The 16,592-nt window shown below is 61.8% G+C and carries 7 protein-coding genes; 3 read left to right on the top strand and 4 right to left on the bottom strand.

The window, feature by feature from the left end:
* The first annotated feature begins 115 nt into the window (after nt 1–115).
* Together HKK53_RS12645 and HKK53_RS12640 are read left to right on the top strand one after the other, a co-directional pair.
* Nucleotides 116–1,009 (top strand): LysR family transcriptional regulator, encoded by an 894-nt coding sequence (locus HKK53_RS12645; RefSeq protein ID WP_007945995.1) that lies wholly within the window; start codon nt 116–118, stop codon nt 1,007–1,009.
* Between the two features lie 4 nt (nt 1,010–1,013).
* Nucleotides 1,014–1,610, top strand: coding sequence for a tRNA-uridine aminocarboxypropyltransferase (locus tag HKK53_RS12640; protein ID WP_169371090.1), 597 nt, complete (start codon nt 1,014–1,016; stop codon nt 1,608–1,610).
* 34 nt (nt 1,611–1,644) lie between these two features.
* Here the strand turns inward: HKK53_RS12640 and HKK53_RS12635 are convergent, their stop codons facing one another.
* The 3 genes from HKK53_RS12635 to HKK53_RS12625 form a co-directional block, all read right to left on the bottom strand.
* Nucleotides 1,645–3,012 carry an HlyD family type I secretion periplasmic adaptor subunit gene (locus HKK53_RS12635; RefSeq protein WP_169371089.1) on the bottom strand — a complete coding sequence of 456 codons (1,368 nt, stop codon included), beginning with the start codon at nt 3,010–3,012 and terminating at the stop codon, nt 1,645–1,647.
* 9 nt (nt 3,013–3,021) lie between these two features.
* Nucleotides 3,022–5,181, bottom strand: coding sequence for a type I secretion system permease/ATPase (locus HKK53_RS12630; protein ID WP_169371088.1), 2,160 nt, complete (start codon nt 5,179–5,181; stop codon nt 3,022–3,024).
* A gap of 126 nt (nt 5,182–5,307) precedes the next feature.
* Complete coding sequence (locus HKK53_RS12625) at nt 5,308–6,666, bottom strand: TolC family outer membrane protein (protein ID WP_169371087.1); 1,359 nt, start codon at nt 6,664–6,666, stop codon at nt 5,308–5,310.
* Nucleotides 6,667–7,257: 591 nt separating this feature from the next.
* Here HKK53_RS12625 and HKK53_RS12620 point away from each other — a divergent pair.
* Nucleotides 7,258–15,870, top strand: a complete 8,613-nt coding sequence (locus HKK53_RS12620) for a retention module-containing protein (protein WP_169371086.1) — start codon at nt 7,258–7,260, stop codon at nt 15,868–15,870.
* Nucleotides 15,871–16,062: 192 nt separating this feature from the next.
* On the opposite strand, the gene HKK53_RS12615 is transcribed toward HKK53_RS12620, so the two are convergent.
* Complete coding sequence (locus tag HKK53_RS12615; RefSeq protein WP_169371085.1) at nt 16,063–16,311, bottom strand: DUF6124 family protein; 249 nt, start codon at nt 16,309–16,311, stop codon at nt 16,063–16,065.
* Nucleotides 16,312–16,592: the final 281 nt, after the last annotated feature.

Here is a 16,592-nt window from a genome sequence, read left to right as displayed (position 1 = left end):
CGTGGGAATGCATCCACGGACGCTCCGCGTCCCGCTCTTTTATGCATGTGACGCAGAGCGTCACGGGCTGCATTCCCACGCAGAGCGTGGGAACGATCGACCGGTGGAGAACCCCATGGCCAACGCTTTACCCGACCTGAAACTGTTGCGCATTTTCGTCAGCGTGGTCCGCCATCAGGGGTTTGCCAACGCCCAGCAGGAGCTCAACCTCTCGACCTCGGCGATCAGCACCTACATGAGCCAGCTCGAAGCGGCGCTGGGCCTGGTGCTCTGTCATCGCGGTCGCGGCGGGTTCAGCCTGACCAGCAAAGGCGAGTTGTTCCACCAGGAAACCCTGCGCCTGTTGGGCGAACTCGAAGGCTTCGAGCAATACGCCGCAGCACTGAAAGGCGAACTGCGCGGCACCCTGAACCTCGGCGTCATCGACTCCACCGTCAGCGACAAGGCCTTGCCCTTCGCCGAAGCCATCGGCGCCTACAGCCAGGAACATCCGGCGGTGCATTTGCATTTGTCGGTGATGAGTCCCTACGAACTGCAACTCGGCGTGCAGGACAACCGTCTCGATCTGGCCATCGGCGCGTTTTCCACGCGCATGAGCGGCCTGGTCTACATGCCGCTGTACCGCGAGCAGCACTGGCTGTATTGCAGCAGCCGTCACCCGTTGTTCACCGAGCGGCGCATTCCCGAGCAAGTCATCACCCAGCAACGGATGGTCGGTCGCGGCTACTGGAGCCAGGCGGAACTGGCCCGTCACGGCTTCAAACACAGCGCCGCCACCGTGGAAAGTATGGAAGCGCAGCTGATCCTGGTGCTGTCCGGCGCCTACATCGGCTACCTGCCGGAGCACTACGCCCAGGCCTGGGCCGACAAAGGCGATTTGCGCGTGTTGCTGCCGGCGACCTTCGGTTATCAGGCACCGTTCTCGATGATCGTGCGCCGAGGCCGCAGCCGCGAACCGCTGATCCAGACCTTCCGCGATTTGCTCAAAGCTCAGCTCAACCAGGCTTAAGACTATGTCCAGAATCCAATGCCCCCGCTGCCTGCGTCCGCAAACCCATTGCCTGTGCCCGCTGATCCCGAGCCTCGACAGCCGCACCCGAGTGTTGCTGTTGCAGCATCCGAGCGAAGTGAACCATGCGTTGAACACCGCGCGGTTGGCAGCGTTGGGCCTGAAGAATGCCGTGTTGATCGTCGGTGAGGTGTTCGAGGATTTGCCGGCCTTGTTGAAGCAACCCGGTTATCAGGCGCGGTTGTTGTTCCCCGCCGAAGAGGCGCAGCCATTGCAGGGTTATGCCGAAAATGATCAGCCGCTGTTGCTGGTGGTCCCGGACGGCACGTGGCGCAAGGCGCGCAAGATGTTGCACCTCAATCCGTTGCTGGCGGCGTTGCCCCGCGTGACGTTGGTGGAGGGCGGCGTGTCGCGGTATCGCTTGCGCAAGGCACCGGGGCCGGGGGCGTTGTCGACGGTGGAGGCGATTGTGCAAGCGTTGCAGACGCTCGAAGCGCCGACGTCATTCGAGCCGTTGTTGAAGCCCTTCGACGCGTTGATCGAGGGGCAGATTGCGGCGATGGGGGAGGAGGTTTTTCAGCGTAATCACGGCCCCCAATGATCGTTCCTACGCGGAGCGTGGGAACGATCACCGATCAGCGTTCGCGCATCGCCTCAGTCCGCGCCTTCAGCACCGGTTTGAGCAGGTAATCCAGCACACTTTTCTCCCCGGTAATAATGTCCACCGTCGCCACCATCCCCGGAATGATCAGCAGCGGTTTCACATCCCCGCCCAAGTGATTCTTGTCGGTGCGCACCTGAATCAGATAGAAGCTGTTGCCCTTGTCATCGGTAATTGTGTCCGCGCCGATCAACTCCAACTTGGCGCTCAACCCACCGTAGATCGTGTAGTCATAGGCACTGAACTTGACCATGGCTTTCTGCCCCGGATGCAGGAACGCCACGTCCTGCGGCCGGACCTTCGCTTCGATCAGCAGATTGTCTTCCAACGGTACGATTTCCACCATGTCGCTGCCCGGCTGGACCACGCCGCCGATGGTGTTGACCTTCAGCACCTTGATGATCCCGTGCACCGGCGACACCACCGTGGTGCGGGTCACGCGGTCGTCGATGGCAATGCTGGAGGCGGTGATTTTTGACAGGTCGGTGCGTTTCTCATTCAGCTCCTTGGCCGCGTCCGAGCGGAAAGATTGTTCCGATTCATCGATCTTGCTTTTGATCTCGTTGATTGCCGATTCCGCCCGGGGGATGGCCAGGGTCGTCGCATTCAACGACCCGCGAATCTCCACCGCGCTGCGTTTCAACCGCAGGATCTCAACCGGCGAAACCGCCCCGGTGCCCACCAGCGGCGCGGACATGTTCATCTCTTGGTTCAGCAACGCCAGGCTCGAACTGAATTGCCCCTGTTTCGAGCGGAATTCCGCCAGTTCCTGGGTTTTTTGCCGAAGTTGTTCGGTCAAGGTGCGTTGTTCGCTGGCCAGGCGCCGTTGCCGTTGTTCGTACAGCGAGCGTTCGTCCTCGGCCACTTGCGGTGCCTTGGCGATCACTTCGGGGGAGAGCTTGAACGGCCGTCCTTCAGCCTCGGCGGACAAGCGCTCGACCTGCGCGGTCAGGGCATAACGATCCGCCTCGCTTTCGCCCTTGTTCGACAGAAACCGCGTGTCATCCAGGCGCAGCAGGGTGTCGCCCTTGTTCACCATTTGCCCTTCACGGACGAAAATCTCAGTGACGATGCCGCCCTCCAGGTTCTGGATCACCTGGACCTTGCTTGACGGAATCGCCTTGCCTTCGCCCATGGTCACTTCCTGCAACACCGCAAACTTGGCCCAGACCAGTGCCGAAATCAGCAACCCTGCCGCCAGCCACACGGTGATCCGCGACAGGCGCGGAGAATCCTGCAACGCCGCGCCGGCGGTTTCCGGCATGTATTCGCTTTCCGCGCTTTTACTGAAGCTGCCGAAGTAGCCGCGATCCTTTGAAACATCGGACGATGAGCGAGCCATGGGCAACTCCTAGACGGCCGCAGAGCCGACACGGCCCTTGCGCAGTGCATCGATGACCGCTTCTTTCGGACCGTCAGCCACGATCCGTCCGTTGTCCAGCACCACCAGCCGATCCACCAGGCTCAGCATCGAAGTACGGTGGGTCACCAGCAGCAAAGTCTTGCCCTGGACCCAACTGTGGAGTTTTTGCCGCAGAACGTCCTCGCTGCTGTTGTCCATGGCGCTGGTGGGTTCGTCGAGCAGCATGATCGGCGGGTCGAGCAACAACGCCCGGGCCAGTAATACCGCCTGACGTTGACCGCCGGACAGCAATTGCCCGCGCTCACCCACCGGCCGGTCGAAGCCTTGCGGATGTTGGCGCGCGAGTTCGGTGACGCCAGTCAACTCGGCCACTTCGAGCATGCGCGAATCGCTGACGTAACGGGCGCCGAGGGTCAGGTTGTCGCGCAGGCTGCCGGCCAACAGCGGCAAGTCATGGGCGACGTAGCCGATCTGTTGGCGCAGGTCGGCGACGTCCAGTTGCCGCAGGTCCAGCCCATCGAGCAGCAGTTGGCCTTCTTCCGGTGTGTAGAACCCCATCACCAGTCGCGCCAGGGTGCTTTTGCCCGAACCGCTACGGCCGATGATGCCGATCCGCTCACCAGGTTTGACGCTGAAACTGATGTTGGCCAGCGCCGGGGCGTTCTGGCCGTTGTAGTGGAAGGTCACGCCGCTGACGTCCATCGCGCCTTGCAGTTGTGTGCGCTCCAGCGGCCGTTGTTTGGGATCGCGTTCTTGCGGCAAGGACATCAGCGCATCTGTGCTTTTCATGGTCAGTTGCGCTTGCTGGTAGCGGGTGATCAAACCGGCGATCTGCCCCAGCGGCGCCAACACGCGGCTGCCGAGCATGTAGGTCGCCACCAGTGCGCCGACGCTGAGGTTGCCGGCGATGATGCTGTAGACCCCGGCGACGATGGTCGCCATGCCGGAAAATTGTTGGACGAACAGTGTGCCGTTGGTCGCCAGCGCCGAGAGGTTGCGCGCATGGCTGTCGAGGCGGGTGAGGGCGCCGTGGGTGCTTTCCCATTTGTGCTGGCGCTCGCTCTCGGCGCTGCAGGCCTTGAGGGTTTCCAGGCCGCCGAGGGTTTCGATCAGCAGCGCCTGGCGTTCGGCACCGAGGCTCAAACTTTTCTGCACGGTATCGCGCAGACGCACCTGAATCACCATCGCGAAGATGATCGTGATCGGAAACGCCAGCAGCGGAATCACCACCAGCCAGCCGCCGAGCAAGCCGATCACCACCAGCATCAGCACGGCGAAGGGCAGGTCGATCAGGCTGGTCAGGGTCACGGCGGTGAGGAATTCCCGCAGGCCCTGGAAGTCATGGATGCTCTGGGCGAAACCGCCGATGGTCGCCGGCCGCGCTTTCATCGACATGCCGGTGATGCGTTCGAACAGGGTTGCCGAGAGGATCACGTCGGTTTTCTTGCCGGCGGTGTCCAGCAAGTGGGCGCGGACCACCCGCAGTACCAGCTCGAATCCGGTGCCGATCAGCAAGCCGATAGCCAACACCCACAGGGTCGAAACGGCCTGGTTCGGCACCACCCGGTCGTAGGTCTGCATCACGAACAGGGGCACCATCAGCCCCAGCAGGTTGATCAAAAAACTCGCGAGGATGGCATCGCTGTACAGCCATTTCGACAGTTTCAGCGTGTCGCGAAACCACGCTTCGACGCGCGGTACCAGCGGCGAGCGCAGGTCTTCGAGTTCATGGCGCGGCCGGGCGAACAACGCCTGGCCACTGTAATTGGCGGTCAGCTCTTCACGGCTGACCCATTGTTCACCGCCCTCGGCTTCGCTGGGCAGGATCAGCAACTGACCGTCGTCGCCAAAGCGCCGCAGTACGGCGGTGCGGCCATTGTTGAGGATGAGCAGAACCGGCAGGTTGAGCGCGGAAATATCTGCCAGGTCGCGCCTGAGCAAGCGCGCCTGCAAACTCGCCCGGGCCGCTGCGCGGGGCAGCAAATCCAGGCTCATGCGTTGCTTGTTCAGGGGCAGGCCGGCACTCAGGCTGGCGCGGCTGACGGCCGCGTCGTGGAGTTTGCAGAGGATCAACAGACCGTCCAGAAGCGGGTCATCGAAGCTCAGGCGCGGATCGACACCACTGTTGCCGGGTTCCATGCTGGTCAAATTGATCGCTCCTGTTGGCATAGGTAACCACACACCTCCCGGCGTAGGAGCTGCCGCAGGCTGCGATCTTTTGATCTTAAAAAATCAAAATCAAAAGATCGCAGCCTGTGGCAGCTCTTACGGGGGTTATTTCAGTTCAGGCAAACGGGCTTCGTTTTTCACTTCCGAGGAGGCGATCGCATCGGCGGGCAGCACCACCCGTTGTTTGCTCAGCAACTGGCCCATGTTCGCCAGTACGCGGTACATCGAGTACTCCTCGGTGTAGCGCACTTCGGTGTAGCGGCGGTTGGCGTTGTAGAGCTCGTTTTCACTGTCGAGCAAGTCGAGCAGGGTCCGTTGGCCGAGGCCGAACTGATCCTGATAGGCCGCGCGTACACGCCGGGTGGTTTCCGCGTATTCGCGGGCGGTCGGGGTTTGTTTCTTGGCATTGACCATGGCGTTCCAGGCCAGGTGAATGTTTTCGTTGAGCTGGCGCAGGGCGTTGTTGCGGATGTCCATCGCCTGGTTGATCTGGTGCGCATCGGAGGCCAGGCGTGCCTTGTCGCTGCCGCCGCGGAACAGGTTGTAGTTCATGATCACGCCGACGCGCCATTCGTTGTCGTGGCCTTCATCGCCCTGCACGTTGTTGTTCGCGCCCACTGCGGCTTCGGCGTCGAAGCGTGGGTAGAACGGCGACTTGGCGACTTCGTACTGGCTCTCGGCCGATTGCACGTCGGCCTGGGCGGATTTCAGGTACGGGTTGTTCTCGACCATGCTCTGCTGGGCTTCCGGCAGGCTGGTGGGCAATTCGCCGCGGGTCGAGGGCGGTGCTTCGAGTTCATCGGGCATGCGCCCGACGACGCTGTAGAAGTTTGACTCGGCATCGGCCAGATCGACTTCGGCGGTGTCGAGGTTGTTTTGCGCCAGGGCCCGGCGAGCGGTGGACTGATCGGAGTCGGCGTTGCTGCCGACACCGCGCTGGGTGCGCAGGCCGATCTGGTCGTTAACGCGCATGTGCGCTTGCAGGTTGTTGGTGGCCAGCGTCACCAGCTCACGGCGTTTGAGCACTTCGAGGTAGACCTCGATGGTGCGCAGGGCCAGATCCTGGGCGGTGCCCTGGGCGTAATAGGCCCGGGAGTTGGACACGCCTTTGGTGCGCTCGACTTCATTGGCGGTATTGAACCCGTCGAACAGCATCTGCCGCAGGCGCAATTCCGACTGGGTGTAATTGAGGATTTCGGTGTGGTGATTACCGAAGGCCCGGGTGTTGGTGTTATCGCTGTAGCCGCGCCCGTAGGCAGCGTTCAAATCCACCGATGGATAGAAGCCCCCTTTGGCGACTTTCACTTGTTCATCCGCTGACAGACGCGCGTCCACGCGCGATGCAAGCTCGGGGTGTGTCGCGATGGTGCTTTGGATCGCGTCGGTCAACGACATGGCCTGAGCCTGAGAAGTGCAGGCCATGGCCAGCAAAACCGCGCTGCAGAGGGGGGTTAAAAGGCGCATGGGTACTTCTCCCTGTTTCCTGATGGTGCTTACTTGTCGTCAAATACTTGACGTTTTTTTAGGCGAAACCGTTTCACTCTTGTAACAACAGAGCTAAGAACATTCTAGGGAAAACCTAAGAACTATTTCTCATAAGGCTTATGTCAAAAAAAACTTATGCGCTCTGAAAAATCCAGCACATTGTTCAATCCGAAAGCCCTTGATTTATGAGCCCTAGGGAGCTCCAGAGGGTTTGAGGAAAGTTCCATCCACTTAGCGACATAGGGCGGAGAAGTGCTGGAGGGGAGGGAAGTGGGACGGTTTTGAGGTGACATTTTTTTGTCACTCGAGTGAATCAAGACCGTTACGCATCGCTCGCAGGGAGGTTGTTCCGCAGTTGGAACCCGATGCCATTGATTGCAGAGGGTTTTATGCCGAGCCGGACAAATGGCCCGCGAACGACACGCTTGGCGAGAACGTCGCCAGGAATGCGTTTTACCTCGGTAAACACGTATTCCGGTAGACGACCGCCAGACAAGCCCGCTTTCGCCATGAGCACGTTCTTCGCGCAACCAGATGCCGACAGCGGTTGGCAGCGCAGGAGATTTGCACATGGCTACGCTCATTGGGATCGTCAGTAAGGTCATTGGTCAGGTGTTCGCGGTTGCGGCCGACGGTACCCGACGCGCGTTGGTCGAGGGCGACCGGTTGTTTGCCGGCGATCAACTGGTCACCGGGGCCGAAGGCGCGGTGGCGGTGCATTTGCAAAATGGCCAGGAGCTGACGCTGGGGCGTGGCAGCAGCCTGCAAATGACTTCCCAACTGCTCGCGCATCAGGTGCCCCACGTGGACACCGCTGAAGCGGTGACGCCGAGCCAGGCGCAACTCACTGATGTCGAACAACTGCAAAAAGCCATCGCGGCCGGCGCTGACCCGACCCAAACCGGTGAAGCCACCGCGGCCGGCCCGACTTCGAGCGGCGCCCCTGGCGGTGCCTTGGGTGGCGGTCACAGTTTCGTGCTGCTGGAAGAAGTGGGCGGGCGGGTCGATCCGAACATCGGTTTCCCGACTGCCGGTTTTGGCGGCATTCCGGAGTTTCCTGAAGAACGGCACAACGCCGATGTGCAGCAGAACGACGACGCTCCGGTGATCGTGCCGCCGCCGGTGAATAACATCGTGACCCTCGGCGGCCTCGACGCCGCGGGCGGTGAACTGACCCTCAACGAAGCCAATCTGCCTGACGGCACGGCGAGCAATCCGGCGGCCCTGACCCAGAGCGGCACCTTCACCGTGACCGCGCCCGACGGCCTGCTGAGCCTCAACATCGGCGGCATCAGCGTGATCAGCGGCGGGGCGGCCTCGGGTTTCCCGCAATCGATCACCACCCAACTCGGCAACACCCTGACCATCACCGGCTACAACCCGGCCACCGGCGTGGTGAGCTACAGCTACACCCTCAACGGCAACGACACCCATTCGGCCGGCGATGGCGCCAACAGCCTCAGCGAACAATTCACCGTGGTCGCGGGTGACACCAACGGCGATACCGCGACCGGTTCCCTGGACATCAACATCACCGACGATGTGCCCAAGGCGGTGGATGACAACAATGGCACCGCGTCTGAAACGCTGCTGACGTTGACCGGTAACGTGCTGACGAATGACGTGCAAGGCGCCGACCGCGTTGCGACCGGCCCAACCAGCGGCCCGATCACCCCCGGCACCTTCACCGGCACTTACGGCACCCTGGTGCTGAATGCCAACGGCACCTACACCTACACGCTGAATACCAGCGATGCGGATTTCAAAGCCTTGCACGGTGGCGGTAACGGCACGGAAACCTTCGCCTACACCCTCACCGACGCTGACGGCGATACCAGCACTGCCAACCTGGTGCTGCAAATCCACAACAACGACGACCCGGTCACGCTGGGCGGCTTGAACGTTGAAGGTGGCGAACTGACGGTTTTCGAGAAAAACCTCAGTTCGGGCAGTGCGCCGGATTCCACGGCGCTGACTCAGAGCGGGACGTTCACCATCACCGCTTTGGATGGCGTGCAGACGTTAAGTGTCGGCGGGATCACCGTCGTCAGCGGCGGCGTGGCTGCGGGTTTCCCACAATCGATTTCTACCGGGTTGGGCAACACCCTGACCATCACCGGGTTCGACGCGACCACTGGCGTGGTCAGTTACAGCTACACGTTGAACGGCAATGACGCGCATCCAACGGCGGGCGGCGCGAACAATCTGCCTGAGCAATTTGCGGTGACGGTGGTCGACGACAACGGCACCACGGCCAACGGCTCGCTGGACGTCAATGTGATTGATGATGTGCCAAAAGCGGTGGACGACAGCAATGCGAGCACCGCTTCGGAAACCCTGCTGACGTTGAACGGCAATGTGCTGACCAACGATGCGCAAGGCGCGGATCGGGTGGCCACCGGACCGGTGACGCCTGGCACTTTCGCCGGGACATACGGCACGTTGGTGCTCAACGCCAACGGCACTTACACCTACACGCTCAACACCAGCGATGCGGATTTCAAAGCGCTGCACGGCGGCGGCAACGGCACCGAGAATTTCACCTACACCCTCACTGACTCCGACGGCGATGCGAGCACCGCCACCCTGGTGCTGCAAATCCACAACAACGACGATCCGGTCATCATCGATGGCCTGAACGTTGAGGGCGGCGAACTCACCGTTTTCGAGAAAAACCTAAGCTTGGGCAGTGCGCCGGATTCCACCGCACTGACCCAAAGCGGCACCTTCACCATCACCGCCCTTGATGGCGTGCAAACCCTCACTGTCGGCGGCATCACCGTCGTCAGCGGCGGCGTGGCTGCGGGTTTCCCACAATCGATTTCTACCGGGTTGGGCAACACCCTGACCATCACCGGGTTCGATGCAACCACCGGCGTGGTCAGCTACAGCTACACCTTGAACGGCAATGACGCACACCCAACGGCGGGCGGCGCGAACAATCTGCCTGAGCAATTTGCGGTGACGGTGGTCGACGACAACGGCACCACGGCCAACGGCTCGCTGGACGTCAATGTCATCGACGACGTGCCAAAAGCGGTGGACGACAGCAATGCGAGCACCGCTTCGGAAACCTTGCTGACGTTGAACGGCAATGTGCTGACCAACGACGTGCAAGGCGCGGATCGCGTATCGACCGGGCCTGTGACTCCAGGCACCTTCACCGGCACTTACGGCACATTGGTGTTGAATGCCAACGGCACTTACACCTACACCCTCAACACCAGTGACGCTGATTTCAAAGCGTTGCACGGCGGCGGCAACGGCACCGAGAATTTCACCTACACCCTCACTGACTCCGACGGGGATGCGAGCACCGCCACCCTGGTGCTGCAAATCCATAACAACGACGATCCGGTCATCATCAATGGCCTGAACGTCGAGGGCGGCGAACTCACTGTCTACGAGAAAAACCTCAGTCTCGGCAGCGCCCCTGACAGCACCCAGCTGACCCAAAGCGGCACGTTCACCATCACCGCGCTGGATGGCGTGCAAACCCTCATTGTCGGCGGCATCACCGTCGTCAGTGGCGGCGTGGCGGCGGGTTTCCCGCAATCGATTCCGACCGGTTTGGGCAACACGTTGACCATCACCGGGTTCGACGCAACCACCGGCGTGGTCAGCTACAGCTATACCTTGAACGGCAATGACACCCATCCAACCGCCAACGGCGCAAACAATCTGCCTGAGCAATTTGCGGTGACCGTGGTTGATGACAACGGCACCACGGCCAATGGTTCGCTGGACGTTAACGTCATCGACGACGTGCCAAAAGCGGTGGACGACAGCAACGCCGGCACGGCCTCGGAAAGCCTGTTGACCCTCAACGGCAACGTACTGACCAACGACGTGCAAGGCGCGGATCGCGTAGCGACCGGGCCTGTGACTCCTGGCACCTTCACCGGCACTTACGGCACCCTGGTCCTCAACGCCAACGGCACTTACACCTACACCCTCAACACCAACGACGTCGACTTTAAAAACCTGCACGGCAATGGCAACGGCACGGAAACCTTCGCCTACACCATTACCGATGCTGACGGCGATACCAGCACCGCCAATCTGGTGCTGAACATCCACAACAACGATGACCCGGTAACCCTCAACGGCCTCGACGTCGTGGGTGGCGAACTAACGGTCTACGAGAAAAACCTCAGCGACGGCACCAGCCCCAACGCGCCAGCCCTGACCCAGAGCGGCACCTTCACCGTCACCGCACTGGACGGCTTGCAAACCCTCGATGTCGGCGGCATTCATGTGGTGGTCGGCGGCGTGGCTGCCGGCTTCCCGCAATCGATCGTCACGCCGCTCGGCAGCACGCTGACCGTCACCGGTTACGACGCGACTACTGGCGTCGTCAGCTACAGCTACACCCTGGTAGGCACCGAAACCCATCCGAACGCCAACGGTGCGAACAGCATCACCGAAAACTTCAACGTGGTGGCGACGGACACCGACGGCAGCACGGCCACCAATCAAATCAATGTCAACATCGTCGACGACTTGCCGACGGCGCACCCGGACAGCGCTTCGGTGGCCGAGGGGGCAACGGTCTCGGGCAATGTGCTGGATAACGACATCGGCGGTGCCGACGGCCCGGCCGTTACGGGTGCTGTTGTCGGCGTGCGCGCCGGTGGCGACACCTCGACCTCGGCCATCGGTGGCTTGGGCTCGAACATCAACGGCACCTACGGTTACCTGACCCTGGATGCCAACGGCAACGCGGTCTATCACAGCAATCCGAACGCGGTGAACGGCCCGGGCGCCACCGATGTATTCACCTACACCGTGCGCGATGCCGATGGCGATGAAAGCACCACTACCATCACCATCGACGTGTCGAACAGCTGCATCAAAGCGGTCAGCGATACCGACGTGACCGTCTACGAAAAAGCCCTGGACCTGACAAAAGATGGCCAGGACCTGGCGGCCGGCACCGTCGTCGGCAGCGACCCGACCAGCACCGGCGAAACCGCCAGCGGCACGCTGGTTGGCTCGGTCACCGGGGCGATCGGCGCGATCACTTACACCCTGGTGGGCAGCGCCAATGGCAACTTTGGCCAGATCCAGCTCAACCCCAACGGCACCTATACCTACACCCTGACATCGCCTGCGAGCACCACACCGCATGCCGACGACGGTGCCAATTCGCTGACTGAAAGCTTCACCTACCAGGCCACCGATTCGCTGGGTAACATCAGCACCAGCACCATCGTCGTGCAGATCGTCGATGACGTACCGCAGGCCGTGAACGACAGTAATGCTGTCGCGGCGTCGGAGACCGCGTTGACGCTCAACGGCAACGTCCTGACCAACGACATTCAGGGCGCGGACCAGGTCGCCACTGGACCGAACGCCGGGCCGGTCACCCCTGGCACCTTCACCGGGACTTACGGCACCCTGGTGCTGAATGCCAACGGCACCTACACCTACACCCTGAACACCAATGATGCAGACTTCAAAAACCTGCACGGCGGTGGCAACGGCACGGAAACGTTCGCCTACACCCTCACCGACTCAGACGGCGACACCAGCACCGCCAACCTGGTGCTGAACATCCACAACAACGACGACCCGGTGACGCTCAATGGCCTCAACGTCAATGGCGGCGAGCTGACCGTCTACGAGAAAAACCTCAGCGACGGCACCAACCCCAACACGCCAGCGCTGACCCAGAGCGGCACCTTCACCGTCACCGCGCCGGACGGTTTGCAAACCCTCGATGTCGGCGGCATTCATGTCGTTGCCGGCGGCGTGGCGGCAGGCTTCCCGCAATCGGTCACCACCGCGCTCGGCAGTACGTTCACCGTCACCGGTTACAACGCGAGCACCGGCGTGGTCAGCTACAGCTACACCCTGGTGGATAACGAAAGCCACCCGACCGCCAACGGCGCCAACAGCATCACCGAAAACATCAACGTGGTGGCGACGGATGCGGACGGCAGCACGGCGTCGGGGCAGATCAACGTCAACATCGTCGATGACCTGCCAACCGCTGCTCCAGACACCAGCACCGTGGCCGAAGGCGCGACCGTCAACGTAAGCGTGCTCGGCAACGACGTGCTCGGTGCCGACGGCGCAGCGGCGGGCGGCGCGGTGATCGGCGTGCGCGCCGGCAGCAACACCGGGACCTCGGCGGTGGGCGGCTTGGGCACCAACATCAACGGCACCTACGGCTACCTGACCCTGGATGCGGCGGGCAACGCCGTGTACCACAGCAACCCGAACTCGGTCGGCGTGGCGGGAGCGACCGATACCTTCGTCTACACCGTGCGCGATTCCGACGGTGACGAAAGCACCACCACCCTCACCATCAACGTCACCGACAGCGGCCTCAAAGCGGTGGTCGATCAGGACGTGACGGTCTTCGAAAAAGCCCTCGATCTGAGCAAGGATGGACTCGACCTGGCCCCCGGCACGGTCACCGGCAGCGACCCTACCAGCACTGGCGAAACTGCCACGGGCACGCTGGTCGGTTCGGTCACCGGCGGCACCGGTCCGTTGACGTACAGCGTGGTCGGCAGCGCCACCGGGACCTACGGGCAAATCCTGATCAACCCGGACGGCAGTTACACCTACACGTTGACCTCGGCGCCGAAAACCTCGCCGAATGCCAACGATGGGCCGAACACCCTGAGCGAAAGTTTCACCTACAAAGCCACCGATGCGCTGGGCAACAGCACCACCAGCACCATCGTGGTCAACATCGTCGATGACGTGCCAAAAGCCGTGGCGTCGGACCGTTCGGTGACGGCGGTGGAAGTCGATTCCAACTTGCTGCTGGTCATTGACGTCTCCGGCAGTATGGCCGACGCCTCCGGGGTGCCAGGCCTGTCGCGGCTGGCGCTGGCGAAACAGGCGATCAGTGCCTTGCTCGACAAATACGATGACCTGGGTGATGTGAAAGTGCAGATCGTCACCTTCAGCAGTAGCGCCACCGACAAAACCACCGTGTGGGTCGATGTGGCGACGGCCAAGTCGATCATCGCCGGCCTTACCGCTGGGGGTGGCACCAACTACGACGCGGCTGTGGCGACCCTGCAAACTGCGTTCAACACCTCGGGAAAACTCACCGGGGCGCAGAACGTCGGGTATTTCTTCTCTGACGGCAAACCTAACGAAGGGGACATCGGCACGGCGGACGAGGCCGCGCTGAAAAACTTCCTCGACGCCAATGGCATCAAGAACTATGCAATTGGGCTGGGCAGTGGCGTCAGCAACGCCAACCTCGACCCGCTGGCCTACGACGGCAGCACCCACACCAACACCAACGCGGTGGTGGTCACCGACCTCAACCAACTCAACTCGGTGCTCTCGGGCACGGTGCAGGGTGCACCTGTGACTGGCACGCTGCTGGAGGGCGGCTCGTTCGGCGCCGATGGCGGCTTCATCAAAACCATCGTGATCGATGGCACCACTTACACCTACGACCCGAAAGGCAACAGCAACCAGGGTTCGCTGACCTTCAGTGGCACTAACCACGGCACATTCAACACGGTGAACAACACCATCAGCATCGCCACCAACAACAGCGGTACGCTGGTGGTGAACCTCGACACCGGCGAATACACCTACACCTCGCAGAAAACCACCGCCGTGGTGATCACTGAAAACATCGGCTTCACCGTCAGCGACAACGATGGCGACCTGGCCAGCTCGACACTGACGGTCAAAGTGATCCCGAACGCGCCACCGGTAGCGGTCGATGACCACATCATTACCAACGTGTTGTCGAGCACCATCGTGGTGCCGGGCGAATTGTTGCTGGCCAACGACACCGACGCCAATGGCGATCCGATGACGGCCACCCCGACCACGTTCAACACCGGCTGGGTGGCCAAGGGCGCGGACTTCACCGGCACTGGCGCGATCAGCTTCGCCGGCACCGGCAACAACGCCGCCAACCAGGCACTGGCGGATGTGCGTAACTCGTTTGCGGCCAACACGGCAGCGATGACCGCCGTGCTGGTGATCAGCGGCTACTTGGGCACGGTCACCAGTGCCAACGCCAACGATGAAGACCTCATCACCGTCAAACTGAAACAGGGCGAAACCCTCAACCTGGACCACAACCTGGCGGCCGGTCACGTCACCATGGAGTACTCGCTCAATGGCGGTGCGTTCGTGACCATCGCCGACGGCGGGACCATCACCGCGACGTCCGATGGCACCTACAAGATCCACGTCACCAACATCACCAACACCAGTGGCAGTAACACCTCGGGGTCCGAGAACTATCAACTGACCATGACCGTCAACTACGCCGGGGCCCACGACCTCACCCCGGACTACCACGGCACCTACACCGCCAACGACAACCATGGCGGCAGCGACACGGCGAACGTGACCATCAGCTACCAGGACGGCCACACCCTCACCGGCACTTCGGGCGATGACGTGTTGGTGGCCGGCACCGGCAACAACATCCTCAACGCCGGCGACGGCAACGACGTGCTCACCGCAGGCTCAGGCAACAACGAATTGCACGGCGGCGCCGGCAACGACTTGTTGTACAGCGGACCGGGCAATGACCTGCTCGACGGCGGCACCGGCACCGATACCGCCAGCTACGCCCACGCCACGGCCGGCGTCACCGTCAACCTGGGGCTGCTCACCGCACAAAACACCCTCGGTGCCGGCACCGACACCCTCACGGGCATCGAGAACCTGACCGGCTCCAACTTCAATGACACCCTCACCGGAGACAACAACAGCAACGTGATCAACGGTGGCCTGGGCAACGACGTGCTCAACGGTGGCGGCGGCGACGACTTCCTCATCGGCGGCCTGGGCAACAACACCCTAACCGGCGGCGCGGGCGCCGACACCTTCCAGTGGCTGGCCGGCAACAGCGGCCACGACGTGGTCACAGACTTCACCCCCGGCACCGACAAACTCGACCTGTCACAACTGCTGCAAGGCGAAAACGGCACGGCGGCGTCGCTGGATGACTACCTGCACTTCAAAGTCACCGGCAGCGGCGCAAGCCTGGTCACCAGCATCGACGTCAGCGCCATGGCCGGCGCCATGCCGAACCAGACCATCGACCTGGCCGGCGTCAACCTCGCCAGCCACTACGGCGTCACGCCAGGAGCGGGCGGCGTGGTGGCGGGCGGGCACGACACGGCGACCATCATCACTGGCATGCTCAATGACCATTCGTTGAAGGTGGATACCGTTTGATGCCGTAAAGCTGAAACGACAAAACCCGCCATCCTTTTGAAAGGGGATGGCGGGTTTTTTTGTGGTCGCGGGGATCGTTCCCACGCTCTGCGTGGGAATGCCTCAACGGACGCTCCGCGTTCGGCTTTGAATGGGACGCGGAGCGTCCCGGGCTGCATTCCCACGCGGGAGCGTGGGAACGATCAATCCGCGTTAGCCCTTCGGGTCGAGGTTATCCAGCGCCCGATTCACCGTCAGTTCGCCGAGCATGATGACCTGCGCGATGCCGAGCAATGTGTGGCGGTGAGGACTTTCCAGGAAGCCTGCAAGATCGTTGGCCATGACATGGGCCGAGGCCAGAGATTCACAGGCGTTGGCCAACAGGCTTTCGGTGTTGATGCCGGGTGCAACCAGGAAAAACGGACTGGGCTTGCGCGGAGGGTTGGGTGTGGCTTTGAACATGGTGCTGCTCCTTGATTAATGAAGCCGCCACGGTTCGCGGTCAACCGAATAAGGTGGCAGCTGTACGCGGGTTGACCGACCGGAAATCAAGGAATCCGGCACACCCGAAGGTGTCCCACGCACAGCCACCGCGACACGATGCTTCAGACGATTTCCTGAAACAGGTCTTGGACGCTGGGGCGCCTTGATTGAGTCGGACGGTCAAATCCGATCGCTGATGTTTCAGCTACCCGCAAACGATAAAACCCGACCCCAAGGCGCACAAGCCGGCGGATTCTGGC

The sequence above is a fragment of the Pseudomonas sp. ADAK7 genome (assembly GCF_012935675.1).
Taxonomy (GTDB): Bacteria; Pseudomonadota; Gammaproteobacteria; order Pseudomonadales; family Pseudomonadaceae; genus Aquipseudomonas.
This window is presented reverse-complemented; position numbering and strand designations above follow the sequence as displayed.